The organism is Collinsella sp. CLA-ER-H7, assembly GCF_040092345.1.
Classification (GTDB): Bacteria; Actinomycetota; Coriobacteriia; order Coriobacteriales; family Coriobacteriaceae; genus Collinsella.
The window spans coordinates 13,696-37,843 of record NZ_JBBNLT010000003.1 but is presented as its reverse complement, the minus strand read 5'-3'; the positions used below and the strand labels follow the sequence as shown (position 1 = coordinate 37,843).

Sequence of the window (24,148 nt, the reverse complement as noted above, 5' to 3'; positions counted from 1 at the left end):
CTCCTCTTAAGCGTCAAGGAAACGCGCGTCATGCGCATGTTTTTCAATGTACTCGCGGCGATAGCCGACCTCGGAACCCATCAGCTCGCGCACGGCGCGGTCCGCCACCACGGCGTCCTCGATCGACACACGCTGCAGAATGCGGGTCTTTGGGTCCATCGTCGTCGAGGCAAGCTGCTTGGGGTCCATCTCGCCCAGGCCCTTGTAGCGCTGGACGGTATAGCCCTTGCGCTTTTTGGTAATCTTGCCGTCCTTGGCCTTGCCGTCCTCGTCGTTATCGTCGGGGTTCAGGCCCAGACTCTGGATGGTGTCGCGCAGGATCTCGTCTTCGGGCTGGCGGCCGTTGGGATACACGTAGTGGATCTTGTTGCGCACCTTAATGCCAAAGATGGGCGGGCAGGCAACATAGACGTAACCGGCATCGATCAGCGGACGCATGTACTTGTAGAAGAACGTCAGCAGCAGGATGCGGATATGCGCACCGTCGACGTCTGCATCGGTCATGATGATGATCTTGTGGTAGCGCGCCTTGGTGATATCGAAGTCGCCGCCGTCGCCGGCACTCGTCGTGACGCCGCAGCCGATCGCGGTAATCAGCGACTGAATGGTGTCACTCGAGAACGCGCGATGGTCACCAACGCGTTCGACGTTCAAAATCTTGCCGCGCAGGGGCAGAATCGCCTGGATGTCTCGGCGACGGCCGTCCTTGGCCGAACCGCCTGCCGAGTCGCCCTCTACGATGAAGAGCTCGGTCAGCTCGGCATCGCGCACCGAGCAGTCAGCGAGCTTACCGGGCAGGGACGCCGTCTCGAGCAGGCTCTTGCGGCGGGTCGCCTCGCGCGCCTTGCGGGCGGCATTGCGCGCCTTGCAGGCCTGTTGCGCCTTCTTGACGATCTCGCGAGCGGGCTTGGGATGCTCCTCGAGGTAATCGACAAGGCCGTCGGTCACAATCTTGAGCGTGAGCGCTCGCATATAGGAGCTGCCGAGCTTTGCCTTGGTCTGGCCCTCAAACTGCGGATCGGGCAGCTTGACCGAGATAACGGCCGAAAGGCCCTCGCGCACATCGTCGCCGGTCAGGTTGGCGTCTTTTTCCTTGAGCAGGTTCTGCTTGCGCGCGTAATCGTTGATCACGCGGGTGAGCGCGGTACGGAAGCCCTCAAGGTGCATGCCGCCTTCGGGGGTGTAGATGTCGTTGGCAAACGACATGACGTTCTCGCCGTAGCCGCTATTCCACTGCAGGGAAACCTCGACCTCGCCCATCTTGGCCACAGGCGCGTCCGGGTCCGACTTGCCCTCGATGTAGATGGGCTCCTTAAAGGCCTCGGGGACATCCTTGCCCCCGTTGAGGAACTTGACGAAGTCGATGATGCCGCCCTCGTAGCAGAACTCCTCCACGTGGGGAGTTGCCTCGCGTTCGTCGGTCAACACGATCTTGAGGTTCTTATTGAGGAACGCCGTCTCCTGCAGACGGTTGTGCAGCGTATCGAAATCGTAGATGCAGGTCTCGAAGATCTCGTCGTCGGGCCAGAAGGTGACGGTGGTGCCCGTCGAATCCGAGGTGCCCACGACCTCCATCTTCTTGACGGTCTTGCCGCGCGAGAACTCCATCTCGTAGGTGTTGCCATCGCGACGAACCTGAACGACCACGCGCTTGGACAGTGCGTTGACGACGGAGATGCCCACGCCGTGCAGGCCGCCCGAGACCTTATAGGCCGAGTTATCGAACTTACCACCGGCGTGCAAGATCGTCATGACGACCTCGAGCGTCGGGATCTTTTTAACAGGGTGCTCATCGACGGGGATGCCGCGCCCGTTGTCGACGACCGTGATGGAGTTGTCGGCGTGGACCGTCACCTGGATCTCGGTGCAGAAACCGGCCATGGCCTCGTCGACGGAGTTGTCAACGATCTCCCACACCAGGTGATGCAGACCGCTGGCGCTCGTCGAGCCGATATACATGCCCGGGCGCTTACGAACGGCCTCGAGACCTTCGAGAATCTTAATCTCGCCGCCATCGTAATCGTTTTCGTTTGCCACACGTCCTCCTTCAGTCAAGAAAATGTGTACAGCCTTACTAGTTTATCGTAAAAAAATACCCTCGGGAACGAGGGTATTTGGCTCTACAAGGCCACCAGATGCGATTTAAGGCTCTTTTTTGCTTTGCACGCCCTTGGCCCACTCGGCACTGGCTCTCATGGCGTTCTCGAGGGCCTCGCGCAGTTTTTGGTCTTCGATGGGCGCCACTTGGCGCTCAATCTCGGTGCGCTCGGCATCGCTGAGGTCGGCGTGTGGGGCCGGCGGGCGCTCGGTCGTCGCTGGGCGAAGGCGCTCCTTGGCGGCGGGCGGCGTGTGACCGGGCGCGGTGGTTTTGAACACCAGGCCGTCCACATGCGCACCGGCGCGCTCCATGCGCGCGCGGATGATCTCGCGCAACAACGTCATTTCCTGCGTCCACGAGGGCGAGTCGAGATATACCAGCAGCTCATTGGACTCGGGCAGGTAGCGCAGGCCCGTCACATGCCGCCCCTCGCGCGTGCCCGAGCACACCGCGTTCCACGCGCGATAGACCGCGCGCGACTCCTCGGCGGCCTCCATCTGCGCACGGCGCTCAGGGGTCGCAGCCGCCAGGATGCGCTGGCGCTCTGCGTTCAAAAAGCCACTGAAGGCGACCGTTTCGCTCTCGCGCTCGTAATTAGCACGTCTCACCCATGCTCACCACCTTGGCTCGATCAAGCAGGTCATCGGTAAAGTACCCCAGGTTGGTCGTGGTTATGACCGTCTGGATATCATCGCCGATCAGCCGCAGGAAAGCACCGCGACGCTCGCCGTCGAGCTCGCTCATCACGTCGTCCAAAAGCAGCAGCGGGGCGGTGCCCAGGACATCGCGAGCCACGGCCACCTCGGCCACCTTCCAGGACAGTACCAACGTTCGCTGCTGTCCTTGGCTGGCAAATGAACGGGCGGAGCGACCCGCAACGGTAAATTCAATCTCGTCGCGATGCGGTCCCACCAGCGTCACGCCGCGGCGAATTTCCTCGTCGGCGTGCCCATCAAGGGCAGCCAGCATGCGCTCGTACGCCCAGCCCTTCAGCTCTTCGCGATCCTCGACCTGGGGCAAATCCCCCAGCGTGGACGCATAGGACACGTTGGCGGCTTCACCGGACGCCACTTGCCCGTAGGCAGTACGCACATGGCCCGCCAGCCGGTCGAGCAGGGCCAACCGGTGCACGAGCAGAGCCGCGCCCGCGCGGGCAATCGAATCGTTCCACGCGCCGAGCATCTCACGGCAGCACCAGGTCTCCTTGAGCAAGGCGTTGCGCTGGGTCACGCAGCGCCCATAGGCGCTCGCAAGATCGGCATAGCGTGCGCTCAGTTGCATGCCAAAGTCATCGAGGGCGGCGCGGCGCACACTGGCGCCCCGCTTAACCATGTCCAGATGGTCGGGGCAAAACAGCACGCTCGGCAGAACCCCGCGCACACCGGCGGCAGAGCATCTCTTGCCGTTGCGGCTAAACGAGCGCTTACCGTCCTCCGCGCTCAATCCCATATCAAGCACGCGGCCGTCGCCCTCGAGCCTCAGCTCGACCCTGCACGAGCCCACGCCGTCATGAACGAGCTCGGCTGCGGTCGGATGCCTAAACGAGGCGCCGCTCGTCAGCAGCTGCAGCGCCTCTATGAGATTGGTCTTTCCCGCCGCGTTGGGTCCCGCAAGTATCGTCACGCCGTCGTCTAGGGCAAGGCGATAGCTATCGAAGCTGCGGTAGTGCGCGACGGAAAGATCGCGGGCGAACATGGTCATGGCGCAACGCTAGATGCGGACCGGCATGACCAGGTACAGGTAGTTGATCTTGTCGTAGGACTTGAAGATGCCCGCCTGCGAGTAGCTCTTGAGCTCCAGCGTGATCTCCTTCTCCTTGGATAGGGCATTGAGGCAGCCGAAGATGTAGTGGTAGTTGAAGGCGATGGTGCCCGACTCGCCCTCGGCCTCGACATCGATCGTCTCCTGCGCAAGGTCCTGGTCATTGGAAATGGAGGACAGGCCCATCTGCCCGTTCTCGACATCGATCTCGAACTTGACGGCGGGGTTGGCGCTCGCGATAACGGCCACGCGCTTGAGGGCGGCGTTAAAGGCGGCGACGTCGATCTTGACGCTCGTCACGCACGAATCGGGGATGAGCTGCTTGTAGTTGGGGTACACGCCCTCGATGCGGCGCGACACGTAGGTGGTGTTGCCGGCCTCAAAGACGACCTGGGTGTCGGTAGCCCCGATCATGATGGTCGCCTGGCTGGCCATGATGTTCAGCGCGTCGTTAAAGGCGTCGGCCGGAACGTTGAGCTCAAAGGAACCCTCGAGGGTCGAGGTCTCAACCTGCGTATCGCACACGGCCAAACGGAAGGAATCGGTCGCCACCAGGCGCACGGTGTTGTTCTCGACCTTCATGTGCACGCCACCCAGGATGGGGCGGGCCTTGTCGGTCGAGGTGACGCGCCACACGCGGCCGACCATTTCGGACAAGATATCGGTCGGCAGTTCCACGGCGCTCTCGATGGCATAGGCCGGAAACTCGGGGAAGTCATTAGCATCAAGCGTGTTCAGTCGGAAAGAGCTCTTCTCGCAACCAATCAGCACCTGGCGCTCGGACAGCTCAAAGGTGACCGGGGCATCGGGGAGGGTCTTGGTGATATTGGAGAGCATCTTACAAGGGATAACCATCTCGCCCTCTTCTTCGACATGCGCCGCGATGCGATGACGGATCGAGATGGTGTAGTTAGAGGTCTGGAATTCCAAGATGCCGTCTTGCGCCTTGACGAGCACGCCCGACAGGATGGGAAGGGTGGATGCCGAAGCGACGCCCTTCATAACGACGCCGATGGCTTGTGTAAGCGAGCTCTGGCTGACGGTGAACTTCATCTTTTAATACCTTTCTATAGATATAAATATCTTAATAATAGTAATAGCACTGACGAAACTGTTGATTACTCCCAAAGACGCAGGTCAGACCCAGAAAGAGAATCGACAGCAACCTGTGTGCAACGGGGGTGGTTTTCCACGTTCAAAACCTGCGCAAAACTTTTCATCACCGCGGGTTGGGTTTTAAACACCTTATGCCCGTGGTTTCGACAAGTTTTCAACAGGTGTCTCTATTTTCCTACGAGCGCAGTGTAATTTTATCGCGCAGCGACTTAAGGTCTTCGGTGACGGTGCGGTCTTCCTGGATCATCTTCTGGACCTTTTTGTAGCTCGTGCTGACGGTCGAGTGGTTGCGGTTGCCAAATTCGGCGCCCACCGCCGTGGTCGTCATCTCGCACATCTCGATGGCCAGGTAGATAGCGATATGGCGTGCTTTGGCGATATTGGCGTTGCGACGCGGGCCGATGAGCTCCTCGTGCGTTACGCCGTACTGCTCTTCGATGACGGACTGAACCGTCTGGACGTTGATCTTTTTGGCCGATGTGTCGAAGTACTGGCTGGCGATGGCATCGATATCGTCAAAGGTGAGCTCCCCGCCCTCGCGTTCGCGGTCGCCCGCCTCGCCGGCGCAGCGCTCGCAAAAGCTCTCGAGTTCGCGGATGTTGGTGCCCGAGACCTCGGCCATGTGTTTAAAGTGCTCGTCGGTCAGGTGCCCGCCGTCGCCCCCATAGGCCGCCAGCAGCGAGTCGTCGCCTGCCTCGGGAGCGGCGACGATAGTGTTCTCGTAATAGCGCTGCAAGATCTTGTATTTCATCTCGTAGCTGGGCTCTGCGACCAGGCAGAGCATTCCGGCGTTGAAGCGGCTGGTCAGACGCTCGTCCATGCTCAGGTCCTTGGGGGCGCGGTCTGCCGCGATGACGACCTTCTTGTTGTTGCGGATGAACTCGTCCATGAGCTGGAAAAAGTAGTCCACGCTTGCGCGCTTGCCGATGATGTTTTGGATGTCATCGATGATGAGCACGTCCACGCCGTGGTACGCCTGCATGATGGGGGCGTTGCTCTTCTTTTGGCGGTCGAACTCGGTCATCAGGTCGTCCAGATATGCCTGGGAGTTGGCATACTTGACCTTGATCTCGGGTGACTTCTCGGCGAGCTCGTTTTTGATGGCAAGCAGCAGGTGCGTCTTGCCCAGGCCCGATTTGCCGTAGATAAACAGTGATGTGCATGTGCCGCGCTCGTCCGCGAGGGCGGCAAACTTGAGTGCCGAGCGATAGGCATGGCTGTTCTCGGGGCCGTAGACAAAGTTCTCAAAGGTAAATTTTGAGTTCGCGGCGAGCGGGGCTCCATCCGTATTCTGCTCGGCCGGCACGGTCGGTGCTGGCATGGGTGAAGCGGGGGTCGCAGCTTGCGTGGATTTAGTCGGCGCTCCGCCCTTCATCTGGTTCATCATGCGACGAAAATCGTCGGCCGAGAGCGTGTTCTTGATTGCAATGCCCGAATCCGCGCCCGCCGCTGCGTCGTGAGCGATGGGCATGTGCGTGACGGGTGCGTTCGTTGACGTCGCTACCGCGGTCGGCAACGGCGCCATGGTTTCACGGGAAACATCGCTGTGCTGGTGCTCGATTGTCGGCACGTCGCTTGCGGAGGCTGGTACCGTCGGGGAAGCAGCGGGAGCCGTGGCGGGCGCCGTCGCGGCAGCGGATTCCGTTGCGGCGCCTTGCGGCGCCACGATGTCGAGAGCAATCGGTGCAAAGGCGATTTCTTCCAGATAAGCCTCAATAGTCGGCTGATGCTTTTTGAGCTGCGCGATGGCAAAGCGCGAGGGGGCCTCGATCGTGAGCGTATCTTCGGTCAGGCTTATGGCGCGCGATTGCCCCAGCATGTTGATGAGGCGTGCATCTTGGCCGTCGCGCTGGCAAAAGGCGATGGCATCCCCCAGGATGATGCTTGCTTCCTCGTCCACTGTCTCTCCCGTTCTTTAGCTCTGAGCTCGCACGCGAGCGGCGCCGAGTTCGGTCAGATGGTATTTCTGGCCATGCTTGATGACCAAGCCGGCCTGCGCCAAGTCATTGAGCGTGCGTGACCAAGTGGGGGCCGAGTTTCCAAACGCCCTCGCCAGATCGGTTGCACCGCACGCTTGATTTTGCGCTAGATAGCCCAGCGCGGCGTTGCCGCGATCGCTTACGAACACGTCCGGTTGTGGCTGCGCATACTGATTTGCTGCATTAGGATACATCATTTGAGCTGCTGGTTGTTGAGAACTCTGCATCGGCGGCATTTGCTGTTGAAAACTTTGAGGCCACTGTTGGTAAGGCTGCGGAGGCATCTGCTGGGCCCAAGGGTTGTACTGCTGCTGCGGCATCTGCTGGTACGGCTGCTGATATCCCTGCTGGTACTGCTGCGGGAACTGCTGGCCATACCCCAGTGGCGGCATCTGCTGATATGGATATCCCTGTTGGTACGGCTGATAGCCCATTTGCTGGCCACCCGGTGCCCCCGTCGCCTGCTGCATTGCTGCTGCATCCTGATCCGCCAGCGGCATGGCCTCTGGCATGTTTGGCGGCATCGACATCGATGTCGCCTGGGGCTCTTGTGTAGGAAGCATTCCGGGCTGCTGTATCTGCCCCACGGGGGGCTGCATCTGCTGCGTTGCCATGGGCTGCTGCGCAAAAGCTCCCGGCAGGGGATATGTGGGCTGCTCCGTCTCGGGCCGCACGGCAGCACCTCGTCCACCGGCGCGCTCGATTTCCTGCACGCGTTTAGGGTCCAGGCTTACCGTAACCACGGTACCGCTACCCATGTTGTCCTCGATGGATACGGCACCGCCGGCGTTTTCCAAATACTCCTGCACCATGGGAAACCCTGCTCCGGTTCCACGGATATAGCGCTTCATCTTGCTGTTTGCGCTGGTAACGCCAAAGTCGAAAGCGCGTTCCTTGTCGTCGATGCCGGGTCCTTGATCAGCAAAGCGGATGGTGTCTCCGCCGTCCAGAATCGAGATGATGGGCTCGGCAAAGTGTGCGTGGATAAAGTTTTCGACAATCTCGCGGATGACCATGAGTGAGATATGGCCACCTTGTTCTTTCATGCACTGGTAGACGGTGTTGGTAGTCTCTTCCAAATACGTGCGGACATCTTGCGGATCAATGACGATCACACGCGGTGTCGACAGCATGTCGTCATAGACGGCGATGCGCGCGGCGTACATGGCTTTTGGCGCCTGCGTGGTCGTCTGCTCGCCTTCCGCACGCTCTTCGCGCACGCCGGTGATGTGCTCGTTATCGGGTGCCGGGTCTCCGGAATCGACCATGGTGTAAAAGTCGTCAGACATGCCGCTCGCAATCTTCCAAAAGGTTTCGAACAAATAGTAGCTCACTGTGCAATGTTTCTCATCTTTCGACAACTTTTCAAAACCTGTTGAAAACTCTGGAAAACGGGCGAAAAGTTCTCAACATTGCCAACATGACCTGTTGAAAACTCGATGAAATATCGTGAAAAGTTGCCATGCACCGCTAAATCGAACTCGGCTTATGGGGGAACCGTGTGAACTGCGCGACCTTTTACCTTTGATTTCTTGACATTTGAACATTGATTTCCCTACAATCTTCAAGCTCACGTGTCTATATCTGCGTCCGCGCTCCCGCGGACACTCGAAATGCAGCAGGAGGAACTTAAGATGAAGCGTACGTATCAGCCTAATAAGCGTAAGCGTGCCAAGACCCATGGCTTCCGTGCCCGTATGGCCACTAAGGGTGGTCGTGCCGTGCTCGCCCGTCGTCGCGCCAAGGGCCGCAAGCGTCTCACTGTCTAGCAGCGATACACACATCTCGCATGAAGACTATTAAGTCTCGGCAAGATTTCGAGCATGTGTTCAGTCAGGGGCGTCGTTTCAATCACCCTCTGATTCGAATGACCATATGTGAATCGGTTGGCGAAGGCGACTCCGGAAGGGTCGCCTTCGTTGGTGCTAAGCGACTCGGTTGTGCCGTCGTGCGCAACCGATCTAAGCGTGTGATGCGCGAGGCCGCCCGCAGCTGCGGATTTCCCGTTGCGGGTTATGACATCATCTTGTTTGCAACTCCCAAGACGAGGGTTTCCTCGCCGCAGGAGATGGACAAGGCGTTGCGTTCGCTTATGAAGCGCGCCGGCGTTGCCGGGGAGGAGCGATGAGCAATCACGTTTTGCGACGTGTTGCCATCGCTCCTATTCGCATATATCAACAGGTTATTTCGCCCTTATTGCCTGACGCCTGCATTTATTACCCAACGTGCTCGCAATACGCCATCCAGGCGATTGAGAAGCACGGTGTTTTGAGAGGCTGCTGGCTTGCCGTGAGGCGCATCGCTCGCTGCAATCCCCTGCACGTCGGCGGTTATGACCCTGTGCCCTAGCGGGCACTCGCTATCGGAGGAAAACTTACATGTGGGATTGGATCGTTAACATCCTTTTCGAGCTGCTCAAGCTCATCCAGACCTTTGCGGTCGACTGGGGCCTGTCCATCATCATTCTGGTGGTCATCATCCGTCTGCTGCTGACGCCGCTTATGCTCAAGTCGACCAAGTCGACGGCTCGCATGCAGGTGCTGCAGCCCAAGATGCTCGAGATCCAGGAGCGCTATGCCGACGATCCCCAGCGTCAGGCCGAGGAGATGCAGAAGTTCTACAGCGAGAACAAGTTCAACCCCATGGCTGGCTGTCTGCCGCTGCTGATTCAGATGCCTATCCTGTTCGCCCTGTTTACATTGCTGCGCAACCTGCCGCAGTACTTTAACGACGGCACGTTCTCGTTCTTCAACATCCTGCCCGACCTGACCACCACGCCGAGCGCTTCCTTTGCCGATGGCTTTATGGTTGCACTGCCTGCGCTGGTTTGCCTGATCCTGTTTGCCGTCCTGACCCTGATTCCGCAGCTCTATATGTCGCGCAACCAGACCGGCCAGCAGGCTCAGAGCATGCGTATGATGGCCGTTGTCATGACGGTCATGATGCTTTGGATGGGCTGGAGCTTTCCCGTTGGTGTTCTGCTGTACTACGACGTCTCGTCTGCTTGGCAGGTTATCCAGCAGATTTTTGTGACGCAGAAGGTCATCGACAAGGCGAAGGCCGATGAGGAGGAGCGTCTTAAGAACGCTCCGCTGCAGGTTGAGGTCACTCGTCGCGAGAAGAAGCCGCGCCCGCACAAGAAGAAGTAGTGGGATATCAATCTTATTTAGGTACCTAACTTTTGGAGTACGTTATGTCTGAAGAGATCATCGAGGATATGCTTGAGGAGGTTGCCCCGCAGGTCGCGGGCGATTATCCCGAGATTGCACAGCGCTACAAGGCTGGTGAAGAGCTGACCGATGAGGAGCTCGACACCATTGCCGATGTTGCGATTTCCATCCTGCGTCCCATCCTTTCGCACTTCGATGCCGCCAACTCTCCTATCGATGAGTATGAGGGCGACGAGGGTGAGCTGATTTTGGATATAACGGCTCCCGACCTTGCTGTTCTCATTGGCCGTCATGGTCGCACTCTTGATGCTCTTCAGGTTATGTTCTCTTTGCTGGTGAGCCGCAAGCTTGGTTTTAGGTATCCGGTTGTAGTGGACGTCGAGGGATACAAGAGTCGCCGTCAGGATAAGGTCGCCTCCATGGCTCAGTCTGCTGCCGAGCGTGCCATCCGCACTCATAAGAGTGTTTCGCTTCCGCCCATGAATGCCTACGAGCGCCGACTGGTTCACATTGCACTTCGTGGCAACGATGCAGTCGATACTCATTCTGAGGGTTCTGACCCTGATCGCCATGTGGTGATTGTTGCTCGATAATCTACTCGAGCTTATGCTAGGGGGACGTGGTTTCCACGTCCCCTTTTTTTGTCAAAAGTTCTCGATACGCTGATTTTTGTCAGAAAGGAGCTTTCGTTGTTAGTACTTACCGATCAGCAGGCTGACGAGATGTTGAGTCGCCTAACTTCCTATTGCAAAGAATATTCCTTGAGCGTAACTGATATTGAGCTGAGGAAATGTATTCAGCATTTGGATTTGGTTCTAGAAACAAATAAGACAACCAATCTCACCCGTATTCTTAACGTAGAAGATGCTGCCGTACTTCATATCCTCGACTCACTTGTTTTGCTCCCCTATATCAATAAGGCTCCTGAGGGAGCTTTGCTCGATATGGGAACAGGTGCGGGCTTCCCTGGTATTCCATTAACCATAACCACGCATCGTAAAGCTACTTATATTGACTCTGTTGGCAAGAAGGTTGATGCGGTTAATTCCTTTGTCCATGCTCTTGGATTGAAACATGCTCATGCGGTTCATGATCGTCTTGAAGAATATGCTCGAAGCCATAAGAAGCAGTTCTCCGTTGTAACCGCCCGCGCACTGGCCCCTCTACCGATTCTTGTTGAGTATGCGGCTCCGTACCTGAAGGATGGAGGGCTATTTGTTATCACCAAGGGCAATCCTTCGGATGAGGAGCTTGCTTCCGGCATGTCAGCAGCTAAGATTTGCGGCTTCACTTTGCTTCTGAATGACGCAATTGATTTGCCTGAAGGCTTGGGTCACAGGGAGTTCATTGTTCTTAAGAAGAGTCATTCAGCATCCGTTTCATTGCCTCGTGCAAATGGCGTGGCAAAGAAGAATCCGCTTGCCTAGATGTTTCACGTGAAACATAATGGATACTAACAACTTGCAGTGTTTCACGTGAAACATGGCGGTTGCTATCGATTCGGAATGTTTCACGTGAAACATCCTCCGTTTGACAGCTTTAATACACACCAGGAGGGACCGTGGGATTTCGCGACGTTAAGCGTTCTAAGAGCGCAAAAGACACGCGTATCATCGCAATCATCAATCAAAAAGGCGGCGTCGGTAAGTCAACGACGGCTGTAAACCTTGCAGCAGCACTGGGTGAGCAGGGTCGTAAGACACTGATTGTCGATTTTGATCCGCAGGGAAACAGCACCAGTGGATTCGGAATTGAAAAAGAAGACCTTGATCACTGCATCTATGATGCATTGTTGAATGATGTGCCGGCAGAATCGCTTGTTCTTGATACAAATTGCAAAAAGGTATTCGTAATTCCGGCTACAATTCAGCTTGCAGGCGCGGAAATTGAACTCGTAAGCGCAATTGCTCGTGAAACCCGTCTCAAAGATTTGCTTGAGCCGATTCAGGACGAGTTCGATTTTATTTTCATTGACTGCCCTCCTTCGCTCGGCCTGCTTACTATCAACGCTTTGACCGCAGCAGACAGCGTTTTGATTCCGATCCAGTGCGAGTATTACGCACTCGAGGGCGTTACGAAGCTGCTTGAGTCAATGAAGATGGTCAAATCTCGTCTGAACAAGGGCTTAGACACCTACGGTGTGCTTATGACCATGTATGACTCGCGTACTTCTCTATCGAATCAGGTTGTTGAGGAGGTTCAATCGTACTTTGGTGATAAGGCGTTTAAGACGTTGATCCCCCGTACGGTTAAAATCTCTGAAGCTCCGTCTTTTGGAGAACCGGTAATTACCTATGCACCTCAAAATAAGGGTGCAAAAGCATATATGAACCTTGCAAAAGAGGTGATCAAGCGTGCCTAGTGTAAAGAAACGTGGCGGATTGGGACGTGGACTCAATGCTTTGGTCTCAGAGGCCGAGTATGAGACCGGTGGTTCGGCTGCATCGGCTTCGAATGCCGCATCTGAAACAAAACTACCTATTGAGGATATCGTTCCCAACCCTAATCAGCCGCGAATTCACTTTAACGAAACTGAACTTCGTGAGTTGAGCGAATCAATCCAAGAACATGGCGTCTTGCAGCCGCTTTTGGTACGCAAGCATGGAAACGGCTATGAGATCATCGCTGGTGAGCGTCGTTACCAAGCGTCAAAGCTTGCTGGTCTTGAGGAGCTGCCTGTCATCATTAAAGATGTTAATGATGAAGAGATGCTGGCTCTTGCTCTGATCGAAAACCTTCAGCGTTCTGATCTGAATCCCGTCGAAGAGGCTAAGGGCTATCGCCAGCTTATCGATGCCAGCGGTATGACCCAGGAGGCATTGTCGAAGGCGGTCAGCAAGTCACGCTCTGCAATTACAAACTCGCTGCGCCTTCTCGATCTCCCTGAAGTTGTTCAGCAGATGATTTTTGAGGGCAAACTTACTGCTGGTCATGCACGTGCGATTCTTGCAGTTCCCTATGAGGACGCTCGAATTCGACTTGCAGAGAAGGTTATTGCAGAGGGCCTTTCCGTAAGAGCGACAGAAAATCTTGCTCCGTTGTTTTCTGCCGGAGAGACACCTAAGACGCCGAGGCCTGCAACGCCTCAGTCTTTTAAAAAAGCTGCCCGCGTGCTTCGTCAGGTTTTTAATACCAACGTGCGTGTGAAGAGCTCGCGTGGAAAGAATAAGATTGAGATTGAGTTTAAAGACGAGGAAGAGCTCTCTCGTATTCTTGGCGAAATGATTCAGTTTGATCAAGGAGGCCAAGATGAGGAATAGGATTTTAACTGCGATTGCATTGGCGACGACTGTCGCCGCTGGTGCCTTTGCTGGCTATAAGATCGCGACAGACGATGAACTTCGAGGTCGTTTGCTTCGTAGTGCGCAAGATATTGTCGATACATACAAGAAGAAAATGGATGTTATGACAGAAGATGTTGCCATGCGTACGGTTCAGGTAACGAAGAATCCCAAGATTAATCAAGGTTGGGTTACCAACCAATGGGAAAATGTAGGCTATTAGGTACCTAACAATTACTTAGCATATTTTGAGGGGTCCTTGTCTGATTCACGAGACAAGGACCCCTTATTTTGGCCGTAAAAAATGGGACAGGTAGCAGCTGATTCAAAATTAAGGTTAATAAATAAAACGACCCCGGTTGCATATTCTGTAACCGGGGTCGTTCGATGTTTCACATGAAACGTTTTGGGATGCGACTCCCCTATGCGTTCTTCTGAACTTTGAAGCGCTGCTTCAGCTGTCCGCAAGCGGCGTCAATATCGTTACCACGGGAGTTACGAATCGTGGTCTCGATGCCACGGGACTCAAGACGACGCTGAAGATCCTCAACCTTATGAATCGGTGACGGCTTGAGCGGGCTACCCTCGATGTCGTTAAGCTGAATGAGGTTAACGTGGCACAGCGTTCCCTCGCAGAAGTCGCAGAGCGCCTGCATCTCGGGATTCGTATCGTTGACGCCTTCGATCATGGCATACTCATAGGTCGGGCGGCGGCCAGTCTTCTCGGTGTAGAGTTGAAGCGCCTCGTGAAGGCGAAGTAGCGTGTACTTCTTAACACCGGGCATAAGCTTATTGCGTGTCGACTGGATGGCGGAATGCAGGGAAACGGCAAGCGTGAACTGTTCAGGGATGTCGGCAAATTTGCGAATACCGGGAATAACGCCGCTGGTAGAGACGGTGAGGTGACGAGCACCGATACCGATGCCATCGGGGTCGTTGAGGATTCGCAACGCCTTGAGAACCTCGTCGTAGTTGACAAACGGCTCGCCCTGGCCCATGAAGACAACGCTCGTGACGCGCTCGCCAAAGTCGTTGGATACATGAAGTACCTGGTCGACGATCTCTTGAGCGGTCAGAGAGCGCTTGAGGCCGTTGAGACCGGTAGCGCAAAAGGCGCAGCCCATGCCACAGCCAGCCTGGGTGGAAACGCAGACGGAAAGCTTGTTACGACGGGGCATACCGACAGTCTCGACGGAAACGCCGTCGTGGTACTCGAGCAGATACTTGCGAGAGCCATCTTTGGAAACCTGCTTGGTTAGTTCAGTCGGCGTGTCAAAGGCAAAAGCCTCTTTAAGCTGCTCGCGGAAAGCCTTGGGAAGGTTGGTCATATCGTCAAACGAACAAACGTTCTTCTCGAAGACCCATTCGATGAGCTGCTTCGCGCGGAAGGCGGGTTGGCCAAGTTCGGCCACGAGCTCGCGAATATCGTTTTGGCTCAAGTCGCGAATGTCCTGAGATTTAGTCCTGGGATTCATGGAAGCCTTTCGATTTTGGGGAAACGTAGAGGGTATCGCTACAATATGGTATCAGCTGCAGAAATTATAGAGGAGGAGTCTGCCCATGCCGGGTAAAAGCCTAGAGAACATGCACGTAGCGGTCTTGGCGGGCGGTCATTCCGCTGAGCGCGAGATCTCGCTCAATTCGGGAAAGAACGTCGTGGTTGCCTTGAAGGAGGCCGGCTATACTTCGGTGGAGCTGCTCGACACGGCCGCTGATGATTTTATGGTAACCATGGCGACCGGCGGCTTTGACGTGGCGTTTATCGCCATGCACGGTGCCGGCGGCGAGGATGGCGCCATGCAGGGCGCCATGGAGACCCTGGGTATCCCCTACACGGCCTCGGGCGTGCTTGCCAGCGCCTGCGGTGCCGACAAGGAGGTCTCTAAGCTCCTGTACGCCAAGGCGGGCATTCCCATTGCCCCCGGCCTTGCGCTCGAGGTGGGCGATGAAGTCGATATCGATCATATCGTCGAGGTTTGTGGCGAGCGCTGCTTTGTGAAGCCGGCCGTCAACGGTTCCAGCTATGGCATTTCCCTGGTCCATGAGCCCTCCGAGCTGCCCGCGGCAATCGCCAAGGCGTTTGAGTACGGCGACAAAGTGCTGGTCGAGAAGTGCATCGAGGGTACCGAGATCACCGTCGGTGTATACGGTGAAGATGACGTGCGCGCCCTGCCGATTGTCGAGATTCGTAAGCCCGAGGACTGCGAGTTCTACGATCTGGACGTGAAATATGTCGACCCTACGGACATCCATCGCATTCCGGCGCAGATTTCACCCGAGAACTACGCTCGTGCCCAGGAGCTTGCCTGTGCCGCTCACAAGGCGCTCGGTTGCCTGGGCATCTCGCGCAGCGATTTTATCGTGAGCGAGGACGGCCCCGTTATCCTCGAGACCAATACCATTCCCGGCATGACCGATACGTCGCTGTATCCGGATGAGATCCGCCATACCGACGACATGACGTTCCCGCAGGTCTGTGACAGCCTGATCCGTATGGGTCTTCGTCGAGCGGGCATTGCATGCTAATCGAGGACGCGGTTTCGTCAGGAACGCCGCAGTTTGTCATCGACTCCTATGCCACGCTTGCCGAACGCGCCAAAACGCAGTCCTTCGGCCTCATCGAGGAAGATGTGATTGTCCTCGATACCGAGACCACAGGTCTTTCGGTGCAGGACAATGAACTGATCGAGATCTCGGCGGCCCGTCTTTCGGGCCGCGAGATCGTCGGCCGTTTCGATACCTTCGTGCATCCCAAGCAGCTGATTCCCGCCGAGATTGCCGAGCTCACGAGCATTACAAATGCCGATGTGGCAGATGCCCCGTCGGCCGTTGAGGCCGTCGCCGCTCTCGCCGATTTTGTCGGTGGTTGCCCGGTGATCGCACATAACGCCACGTTCGACCGCTCGTTTATCGAGTCGGTCAAAGGCGGCGTCAACGTGAGCGATATTTGGATCGATTCGCTGGCGCTGTCGCGCATCGCGCTTCCGCGCCTGGCCTCGCACAAGCTGTCTTTTATGGCCGATCTGTTTGGCTGTGACTCGGTATCACACCGTGCCAATGCCGACGTCGACGCCCTGTGCGGCGTATGGCGCGTGTTGCTCGTGGCGCTCACCGACTTGCCCCAGGGCCTCATGGCGCGCCTAGCCGACATGCATCAGGACGTGCCTTGGTCCTATCGTCCTATCTTCTCGTTCTTGGCAGGGCAGAACCCTGGTTCTATCTTCTCTCTCAGCGCCGCTCGTGCTGACGTTCTCAAGGCCGATCGCGCCGACGATCGGGTGGACGCCGACGAACTACCGGTCCTCAAGATGCCGAGTCGTGAGGAGATTGAGGCAGACTATGCGCCGGGTGGCCTGGTCAATCGCATGTATCCCACTTACGAGCCGCGTGATGAGCAGATCGCGATGGCGCTCGAGGTCCGCGATGCGCTGGTCACGGGCACTCATCGTGTAATTGAGGCGGGCACAGGCGTCGGCAAATCGATGGCCTATCTGGTGCCTTTTGCCGAGGCAGCACGCCGTAACAGCATCACGGTTGGTATTGCGACCAAATCGAACAATCTTGCCGACCAGCTCATGTACCATGAGCTGCCAAAACTTGCCGAGCAACTGGAAGGTGGTCTGTCATTTTGCGCTCTCAAGGGGTATGACCACTATCCGTGCCTGCGCAAACTTGAGCGCATGAGCCGCGGCCAGGTCGAGATTACCACCAAGCGCGATCCGGCGGACACGCTCACGGCGGTCGCGGTCATTATGGCGTACGTTTGCCAATCAGCCGATGGCGACCTCGACTCACTTGGCATTCGGTGGCGCAGCGTCAACCGCCCCGACTTTACGACGGCCTCGCGCGAGTGTGCTCGTCGCCTCTGCCCGTTTTTCCCTGATAAATGTTTGGTCCACGGCGCTCGCCGTCGTGCGGCGCATGCCGATGTGGTGGTCACCAACCATTCCCTGCTGTTCCGCAATGTTGCGGCCGAGGGCAGGATTTTGCCTCCGATTCGTCATTGGGTAATCGACGAGGCCCATTCTATCGAGCGCGAGGCGCGCCGTCAGTGGGCGCGCGTGGTGTCGGCGGACGAATCACGCGTTCTGTTTGAGCGCCTGGGTGGCTCGAGCACCGGCGCGCTAAGCCAGGTTTCCCGTGATTTGGCAACCTCCGAGGGCTCTACGCTCTATCTGGGCCTTACTGCCAAGGCGACGTCGACGGTTGCGCGCGCGAGCATGGCAATCGCCGACGTGTTCGATGGCGTTCGCGAGCTCGGCCGCCGTGCCCGTGGGGGTTATGACAATGCCAATCTATGGATTGGCCCCGAGCTGCGCGAATCTGACGACTGGCATGATTTCTTACCGTCGGCCTACACTGCCATCGACGCATTGGAACAAGCTGACAAGAGCGTCGACGCGCTGGTGCAAGCCGTCGCCGCCGACAAGCCCGAGGTTGTTGTCGACCTGGGTGATATCTCGCGCCGCCTACACGAGCTGGCCGAGAACCTCAAACTCATCATTGATGGCACCGATGAACACTACGTGTATTCGCTGCAGGTCAATCGCAGGTTGCGCGCCGGCGGAGAGTCAATGACCGCAGAGCGCATCGACATTGGCGAGGCCTTGGCAACGGAGTGGCTGCCCGAGGTTCACACGGCTATCTTTGCCTCGGCGACCATGACGGTGTCCAAAAGCTTTGAACACTTTAACCACGCGGTCGGCCTCGATCGCATCGGTGCTTCAACATCCTCATCGTTGCACTTGGACTCGAGCTACGACTTCGATTCGAACATGGCTGTAGTCGTTGCGGGCGATATTCCCGATCCGCGCGATCGTGAGAGCTATCTTACGGCGCTCGAGCGCGTGCTGGTCGACGCCCATCTTGCCATGGGCGGATCGGTGCTCACACTGTTCACCAATCGGCGCGACATGGAAGACCTGTACGCCCGCGTTGAGCCCAAGATGGCCCGTGCGGGCCTGGAGCTCAACTGCCAGCAGCGCAACTCATCTCCTCGTCGCCTGCGCGACCGGTTTATCAACGAGCCGACCTCGTCGCTTTTTGCTCTTAAGGCCTTTTGGGAGGGATTCGACGCCAGCGGCGAGACGCTGCGCTGCGTCATCATTCCCAAGCTGCCGTTCTCGAGCCCCACGGACCCGCTCTCGTGCGAGCGCAACCTGCGCGAAGACCGCGCTTGGGCGCGCTATTCGCTGCCCGAGGCGGTGCTCGAGGTCAAGCAGGCGGCCGGCCGCCTTATCCGCTCGTCGACCGATTGCGGCGTGCTGATTCTGGCCGACCCGCGCCTGGTGACGAAGGGCTACGGAAAGAAGTTCTTAACGTCGCTGCCCACGAGCTCCTACCAGCGCATCGAATCGGCGCAGATCGGGCACTATCTGCAACTGTGGCGCGCACGCCACGAGCGGCGGCGCTAAAGCGGACAGACGAGGGTTTTTGCCATATCGCACAGACGCTTTGACAGGGCGGGGTCATCCAAGATGTGGATGGCTCCGCCCGCTGCAATTATCTGGCTCAGTAGCCAACGCTCGGAGCCGTAATGCACGGTTACCGTTGCCATGTCTGCTCCGCTGCGCTCGATTAGGGTGATGCCGGCCCAGTCCAGATGCTCCGCCATATCGAATGGCATCAAGAGCTTTGCACTACGCTGCGTCCGGGCAAGGGAATCGTGGAGGGATGCGACGTCCGATGCGTGAGGCACGACGGAGTCTTCCGTCAAGGCGAGTCCCTCGATTTTATCCATGCGATAGGTGCGCTGCTCATCGACTGCGATGTCCCAGGCAATCAGGTATGTTTGGTCGCCGTTTGCCGTAATGCGCAAGGGGTCGACCAGACGCTCACGTGGCCGTGCATCGTCCATCGAGCGATACGAGATGCGGCAGCGAACGCCGTCCTGAATGGCGCAGCTCAGCTGCTGCCAGTGCGACCCGTGGTTGACGGTGTCAAAGACGCGCTGGTTATAGCCGAGCTCTTCGGGTAGAAGGGCATGTCGAATCCGAGCTGCCGTATGCGGCTCGATCCCCAACGATTCAAGTTCATGGTTGAGCACAGCGCCCTCGGCGGCACTCAAGCGCAGCGGTAGCACACGCCCGGCGTCACCGGTGAGGACCACACGCTCGCCGCGGTATTCGCAGATGATGCGCGCGCCCGATTCTCGGTCCGCGAGCGTCGAGACGATCTCGAGAATCTCGTCGAGCGATACCCCTGTGATGTCAAAGCGACTGCAAATCTCGGTTCGTGTCATGCCGCTCTCGCCGGCGGCGTAGAGGGCCTCCATGATGTCGATGGCGCGCGAGAGTCTCTGCTCGCTGGTGAGTTTACGCACGGGCATACTCGTGCACCGTCCTTTCGATGAGGTGGTTCCACGCCTGCTTGAGCGATTTGGGGGCCATGGGCCTCATGCCGTCCATGGCGTGGGCCATGCAAAATGAGGCGGCGGCTTCAAGATCGCGCACGTCAACGGTCCAGGCCCATCCCACATCGGTGTGTGCGAGCTCACCTCGCCCGCGCGTGAGGCCGTTGATCATATCGATCTGCGTCTGAGGGGCGAACGAGAACGTGGCTGCAACGGGCGGCCGGTCGGCAAAATCGAATTCAAAGAACAGATAGTCGTTGAGATTGAAGTCCGCGGGGATGACGTAGGCCTTCGAAGGACGCCAAGCGCGAACGATACGGTCGCAGCGGAATGTCCTGATGTCGCCGGTGACGTTGTCGAGGCCGCAGAAGTACGCCACGCCCTCGCGCTCGAACATGCCGTAGACGCAGACGGTACGTTCTTTCTGCTCACCGCGTCCGTTCTGATATAAAAATCGCAGCGCGCATCGCTCGGCAAAGGCGCTCCAAACCGCATCGACGGTGGGAGAGCGGCTGATCGGCGCCTCGTCTACCGTCGTCCTGCCGGTGAGATAGGCAATCTTGGAGCGAATATCGGCAAGCGGTGCGGCAAAAGTGGATGAGCCGGCCGCTAGTGTCTGGTCGATGGCGTTGAGCAGGATATCGGCGTCGTCTGCGGTAATGAGGCCGCCTGCCGCAAACGTGTGCTCGCGGTCGATTGTCCACGAGCTTTCCTCGGTCTCCTGCGCGCCGGTGGGGCGAACCTCCTTGATTAAGATGCCGCGTTCGAGCAGTTTGTCACGATCGCGTCGAAACTTGCGCTTATCCGAGTCGATATTGCCCGAGCCATATCCCAGGTCAGAATCCAAGACGATCTGCTCGGTCGTCAGCGGTTCGGGGGAGCTATTGAGCACAAAGAAAAGATTGAGGATGCGCTGAGCCGTTTTATCGAAACTGGGCTCCGAATTTCCCTTTTTAATTGTCTCGGTCGTGTCGCTTGCCGTCATAGAGTCCTCGCATGAGAAGGTGGTTTGCTGCCATGATTTTAGTCCGATATGGAGATTAGGCTATATCCTTGTCCGCTCGGGGCGTTAAGATGGCCCGAATTCGGTCGTTTGCGCTCGCTCGGGGTATACTTTCGACTATATACGGTTCTAATGTGCATGCATTGGGCCTATTTGTCGGATTATGGATGTGGAGCGCACATGGCGAACACCCAGAACTATATTAACCACCTGCTGCAGAACACCGGCATTACGCCGGCATGCAGCGAAGAAGAGCGCTTGGCTGCCGAGGATATCGCTCAGATCTTCCGCAACCACGGCTTTGACCCCGAGGTTCAGGAGTTCAATGCCCCGGCGCCCAGTAGGTTGGCATTTGCCGTTACCGGTATTCTTGCGTTTGCCGGCGCCCTGCTGATGGGCATCGGCGGCGGTATCGGCTTGGTCGGCACCTTGCTGGCCATTGTCGGTGCCGTGCTCTACGTGCTCGAGCGCACAGGGCATCCCGTGGTTTCGCGCCTGGGCAAGACGGGCTTGAGCCAAAATGTCATCGCCTACCACAAGGCCTCGGGCCCGCTCGCGTCCCCGCGCAACCGCCCGGTGGTCGTTGTCGCACACTACGACTCTCCCCGTGCTGAGCTGCTCGCCCGCGAGCCCTATGCTTCGTATCGTGCGCTCATCGCCAAGCTGTTGCCCGTTGCCACGGTTGCCCCCGCTGCCGTTGCCATCCTGCGCATCCTGCCGCTCCCCGGCGCGCTCAAGGTTCTGCTGTGGATTGTCGCGATCCTCGCTTCCCTCGTTGCGCTCGCCAACGCGGCAAACATCATCTCTAACCGCCACATTCTTCCCTATACGTCCGGCGCGGTGTGCAACAAGTCTTCTGTCGCCGCTATGCTCGGCGTTATGGACAACGTTGCTCCCTTCCAGGGCGAAAACGAGTTTCCCGACGATGTTCCGTTCGATACCTATTTTGGGGAGCAAAAGCGCCGTGCCGAGGAAATGGCGCGTGCAGCGGCGGAATATGCCGCGGCCCAGCAGCAAAACGACTACGGCAACACCATCGAGTACGAAGAGCCTACCTACGCCGAGGACGAGTTCGGTCAGCCGATTGCTCCCGACACTCAGACCGAGCCCGAACAGGGTGAGGCTTTCGACGAGCAGATCGAGGGCTTTGAGGGTGCGTCTGCCGACGAGACGCTGATCGGCGCCATCGTGCCCGAGGATCAGAATCAGGCTGTCCAGGCTGAAGAGTTCAATGACGAGGTTTCCGCTGCCGAGCCGGTGGAGGAGCCTGTCGCGGCCGAGCCCGAGCCCAAGCTCTATCGCAATGCCGCCGGCAACATCCGCTTTGGTTCGGATGCCATCCGTGCGCTCGGAATGCTTCCCGAGTCCTGCACGCTCGATTACGAGGAGGGCGAGGAGCCGACGTTTGAGCCCGAGCCTGCCCCCGTCGTGACTGCACCTGCGCCCGCTGTCACCGTGGATGATGAGTCTGCCGCGGTTACCGCTGCCGTTGCCGAGTCCGAGGCGGTGTCCGCGATCGATCCTGCGGCAGGACTGGACATTTTGGCTCCCGCCGCGCCGGCGCAAGACGTTGCGGACGAGTCTGACGACGATTACGTTGAACAGCCGAGGCGCGTGTCTTACGAGAGCGATACTGATTTCTCGGCCGAGATTCCCGCGGCAACGCCCCATGCCGATATTGCATCCGCGTTCTCGTCGATTGGCGCCAGCGCTTCCAACTTCTTTAAGGGTGCGCTTGCAAAGGGCAAGAAATTTGTCGACGATTTCGAGGAGAAGCGCGCTGCCGCACGCGAGGCTGCCGAGCAGGAGGCTATCGCTCAGCAGCAGGCAGCCGAGGCGGCACGTGAGCTCGCGGCGCAAGAGTTCGAGCAGAACGAGGCTATGCAGTCCGTGCCCGTCGACGCCGCCGAAGCTACAACGTCTTTCGAGGCCCAGCAACCGACGTCCGCGGATGTTGTTGAGGCGACGACGTCTTTCGAGGCTCAGCAGCACGTCGATAGCACCATGTCGTTTGATGCCGCGAAGTTCGATTCCACGATAACGTTTGAAAAGCAAGGCACCGCGATTGCCGAGCCCCTTCCTGCTTCCGATGAACAGGGCGACGCGGTGGACGATGACGAGCCTATTGATGCTGCCGAAATCCAAGATGCCACCGAGGACGAGCCCGTCGAGGCCAACTCTGACGAAGAGCAATACGCGGCAGCCGAGCAAGATGATTCGACCGAGGCCGAGCAGGAGGAAGTGCCTGCGGTTTCCGAGACTCCCGAGACGGATGAGTCGAGGCCTTATTCCACGCAGATTTTCACCATGCCGACCCCGAGTGGTTCCGGTGCCACGGTTGCCAATGTCGCTCCCACCCAGGACGAAACGGTCGATTCCCTTATGGCCCAGATTTCCTCCCAGGCATCGCCGCGTCCGCAGATGAATGTTCCCGATCCAGCGTCGGCACCGTCGCCTGCACCTTCCTCGTCTCCGCTGGCTTCGGTCCCCGATCCGTCGCTGCCGTCTATGAAGCAGGCAAACGTTGCGTCTCGCACGTCGCTGTTCGACCTTCCCGATCCCTCTGCCCAGGTCAACGACCCCTTTGCTACCGCCCAAGGTCCCGAAGCCACATCGGCACCCGTTGCGCCTCCTATGCCCGTTGCGTCGGGCGCGCAGCCGATCGAGACCATTTCGGCTCCCGCCCCGGCGGCACCCAAGTCTCGTAAGCGCGGCCTGGGTGGCCTGTTCGGTCGTAAAAAGAAAAACGAGCAGGACAGCATGAGTGACTGGCTGGGCGTCGAAGACGATTACGATGCCAAGAAATCCGGTCGCGGTATCGGTTCGTGGGATAACTTCGAGGACGATAACGATGGCTGGAAGGGCGGCGCTACGTCTTCCGATGGCGCTTCTTCCGAAGATATGCTCTCGGCTGTCGCCTCTATGGGCGATGATGAGCTGCTCGGTCACGATATCTGGTTTGTGGCAACGGGTGCCTCGGATTGTGATGGCGCCGGCATGAAGGCCTTCTTGGCTTCGCATCGCGATAAGCTCCGCGGCGTATTCTTTATCAATCTTGAATCCGTCGGCGCCGGTAGGCTTTCGGTTGTGACGGTCGAGGGCGAACAACAACTGCTCAAGGGCGATCGCCGCATCATGAACCTGGTCAGCAAGGTCTGCAAGTCGTTCCATGTCGATTGTGGCGCGCTCGAGATGCCCTATGCCAAGACCGATGCCTATGCCGCGCTCGAGGCGAGCCGCCGAGCCCTCACCATCGCCGGCGTGGACGGCACGCGTCTGGCTTGCGCTCGTACCGAGGACGACCTGCCCCACAATGTCAACCCGACGAACATTGCTACGGTATCCGAGGTCGTGACCGAGGTTATCCGCCGTTCGTAGACGGAGCTCT

Annotated in this window: 21 protein-coding genes; 12 read left to right on the top strand and 9 right to left on the bottom strand. The window is 57.9% G+C overall.

The features are described from left to right. Nucleotides 1-6: 6 nt before the first annotated feature. The 6 genes from gyrB to AAAX75_RS02520 form a co-directional block, all read right to left on the bottom strand. On the bottom strand, nucleotides 7-2,037 hold the full coding sequence (gene gyrB / locus AAAX75_RS02545) for a DNA topoisomerase (ATP-hydrolyzing) subunit B (protein ID WP_349090992.1): 2,031 nt from the start codon (nucleotides 2,035-2,037) through the stop codon (nucleotides 7-9). Between the two features lie 105 nt (nucleotides 2,038-2,142). After that, nucleotides 2,143-2,706 (bottom strand): DciA family protein, encoded by a 564-nt coding sequence (locus AAAX75_RS02540; RefSeq protein WP_338404382.1) that lies wholly within the window; start codon nucleotides 2,704-2,706, stop codon nucleotides 2,143-2,145. Beyond that, on the bottom strand, nucleotides 2,693-3,799 hold the full coding sequence (gene recF, locus AAAX75_RS02535) for a DNA replication and repair protein RecF (RefSeq protein WP_349090991.1): 1,107 nt from the start codon (nucleotides 3,797-3,799) through the stop codon (nucleotides 2,693-2,695). The genes AAAX75_RS02540 and recF overlap by 14 nt, the downstream gene beginning before the upstream one ends. Before the next feature lie 9 nt (nucleotides 3,800-3,808). After that, on the bottom strand, nucleotides 3,809-4,912 hold the full coding sequence (gene dnaN / locus AAAX75_RS02530; protein WP_022094338.1) for a DNA polymerase III subunit beta: 1,104 nt from the start codon (nucleotides 4,910-4,912) through the stop codon (nucleotides 3,809-3,811). Nucleotides 4,913-5,150: 238 nt separating this feature from the next. Next, nucleotides 5,151-6,875 carry a DnaA/Hda family protein gene (locus AAAX75_RS02525; protein ID WP_349090990.1) on the bottom strand — a complete coding sequence of 575 codons (1,725 nt, stop codon included), beginning with the start codon at nucleotides 6,873-6,875 and terminating at the stop codon, nucleotides 5,151-5,153. A gap of 15 nt (nucleotides 6,876-6,890) precedes the next feature. Continuing rightward, nucleotides 6,891-8,288, bottom strand: coding sequence for an ATP-binding protein (locus AAAX75_RS02520; protein ID WP_349090989.1), 1,398 nt, complete (start codon nucleotides 8,286-8,288; stop codon nucleotides 6,891-6,893). A 300-nt stretch (nucleotides 8,289-8,588) separates the two neighbouring features. On the opposite strand from AAAX75_RS02520, the gene rpmH reads away from it, so the two are divergent. The 9 genes from rpmH (at nucleotide 8,589) to AAAX75_RS02475 (ending at nucleotide 13,628) form a co-directional block, all read left to right on the top strand. Continuing rightward, on the top strand, nucleotides 8,589-8,723 hold the full coding sequence (rpmH, locus tag AAAX75_RS02515; protein WP_019127408.1) for a 50S ribosomal protein L34: 135 nt from the start codon (nucleotides 8,589-8,591) through the stop codon (nucleotides 8,721-8,723). A gap of 20 nt (nucleotides 8,724-8,743) precedes the next feature. Continuing rightward, entirely contained in the window at nucleotides 8,744-9,082 is a 339-nt protein-coding gene (rnpA, locus tag AAAX75_RS02510) for a ribonuclease P protein component (RefSeq protein WP_006236191.1), read from the top strand. Further along, nucleotides 9,079-9,303 carry a membrane protein insertion efficiency factor YidD gene (gene yidD / locus AAAX75_RS02505; RefSeq protein ID WP_082222962.1) on the top strand — a complete coding sequence of 75 codons (225 nt, stop codon included), beginning with the start codon at nucleotides 9,079-9,081 and terminating at the stop codon, nucleotides 9,301-9,303. Before rnpA ends, yidD begins: the two co-directional genes overlap by 4 nt. Before the next feature lie 29 nt (nucleotides 9,304-9,332). After that, the gene (locus AAAX75_RS02500) at nucleotides 9,333-10,103 is read left to right on the top strand and encodes a YidC/Oxa1 family membrane protein insertase (protein WP_349090988.1); all 771 of its coding nucleotides are present in this window, start codon (nucleotides 9,333-9,335) and stop codon (nucleotides 10,101-10,103) included. A 44-nt stretch (nucleotides 10,104-10,147) separates the two neighbouring features. Beyond that, the gene (locus AAAX75_RS02495) at nucleotides 10,148-10,717 is read left to right on the top strand and encodes a R3H domain-containing nucleic acid-binding protein (protein WP_349090987.1); all 570 of its coding nucleotides are present in this window, start codon (nucleotides 10,148-10,150) and stop codon (nucleotides 10,715-10,717) included. Between the two features lie 96 nt (nucleotides 10,718-10,813). After that, nucleotides 10,814-11,551, top strand: coding sequence for a 16S rRNA (guanine(527)-N(7))-methyltransferase RsmG (gene rsmG / locus AAAX75_RS02490; RefSeq protein ID WP_349090986.1), 738 nt, complete (start codon nucleotides 10,814-10,816; stop codon nucleotides 11,549-11,551). A 134-nt stretch (nucleotides 11,552-11,685) separates the two neighbouring features. Then, a complete protein-coding gene (locus AAAX75_RS02485) occupies nucleotides 11,686-12,486 on the top strand; it encodes a ParA family protein (protein WP_022093800.1) in 801 nt (266 codons plus the stop codon). After that, entirely contained in the window at nucleotides 12,479-13,384 is a 906-nt protein-coding gene (locus AAAX75_RS02480; protein WP_349090985.1) for a ParB/RepB/Spo0J family partition protein, read from the top strand. Before AAAX75_RS02485 ends, AAAX75_RS02480 begins: the two co-directional genes overlap by 8 nt. After that, nucleotides 13,374-13,628 (top strand): hypothetical protein, encoded by a 255-nt coding sequence (locus AAAX75_RS02475; RefSeq protein WP_349090984.1) that lies wholly within the window; start codon nucleotides 13,374-13,376, stop codon nucleotides 13,626-13,628. The genes AAAX75_RS02480 and AAAX75_RS02475 overlap by 11 nt, the downstream gene beginning before the upstream one ends. A gap of 199 nt (nucleotides 13,629-13,827) precedes the next feature. Here AAAX75_RS02475 and rlmN read toward each other — a convergent pair whose 3' ends face one another. Beyond that, nucleotides 13,828-14,880 (bottom strand): 23S rRNA (adenine(2503)-C(2))-methyltransferase RlmN, encoded by a 1,053-nt coding sequence (gene rlmN / locus AAAX75_RS02470; protein ID WP_349090983.1) that lies wholly within the window; start codon nucleotides 14,878-14,880, stop codon nucleotides 13,828-13,830. Nucleotides 14,881-14,965: 85 nt separating this feature from the next. Between rlmN and AAAX75_RS02465 the strand changes: the two genes are divergently transcribed. Both AAAX75_RS02465 and AAAX75_RS02460 read left to right on the top strand, forming a co-directional pair. After that, the gene (locus AAAX75_RS02465) at nucleotides 14,966-15,931 is read left to right on the top strand and encodes a D-alanine--D-alanine ligase (RefSeq protein ID WP_035136496.1); all 966 of its coding nucleotides are present in this window, start codon (nucleotides 14,966-14,968) and stop codon (nucleotides 15,929-15,931) included. Continuing rightward, nucleotides 15,925-18,819 (top strand): helicase C-terminal domain-containing protein, encoded by a 2,895-nt coding sequence (locus AAAX75_RS02460; RefSeq protein WP_349090982.1) that lies wholly within the window; start codon nucleotides 15,925-15,927, stop codon nucleotides 18,817-18,819. The genes AAAX75_RS02465 and AAAX75_RS02460 overlap by 7 nt, the downstream gene beginning before the upstream one ends. On the opposite strand, the gene AAAX75_RS02455 is transcribed toward AAAX75_RS02460, so the two are convergent. Further along, nucleotides 18,816-19,733, bottom strand: coding sequence for a WYL domain-containing protein (locus tag AAAX75_RS02455; protein WP_260699576.1), 918 nt, complete (start codon nucleotides 19,731-19,733; stop codon nucleotides 18,816-18,818). The two genes, AAAX75_RS02460 and AAAX75_RS02455, sit on opposite strands and share 4 nt — an antisense overlap. Continuing rightward, complete coding sequence (locus tag AAAX75_RS02450) at nucleotides 19,720-20,742, bottom strand: WYL domain-containing protein (protein WP_349090980.1); 1,023 nt, start codon at nucleotides 20,740-20,742, stop codon at nucleotides 19,720-19,722. Before AAAX75_RS02450 ends, AAAX75_RS02455 begins: the two co-directional genes overlap by 14 nt. 198 nt (nucleotides 20,743-20,940) lie before the next feature. On the opposite strand from AAAX75_RS02450, the gene AAAX75_RS02445 reads away from it, so the two are divergent. Then, nucleotides 20,941-24,138 carry a hypothetical protein gene (locus tag AAAX75_RS02445; RefSeq protein WP_349090979.1) on the top strand — a complete coding sequence of 1,066 codons (3,198 nt, stop codon included), beginning with the start codon at nucleotides 20,941-20,943 and terminating at the stop codon, nucleotides 24,136-24,138. The last annotated feature ends 10 nt before the right edge of the window (nucleotides 24,139-24,148 follow it).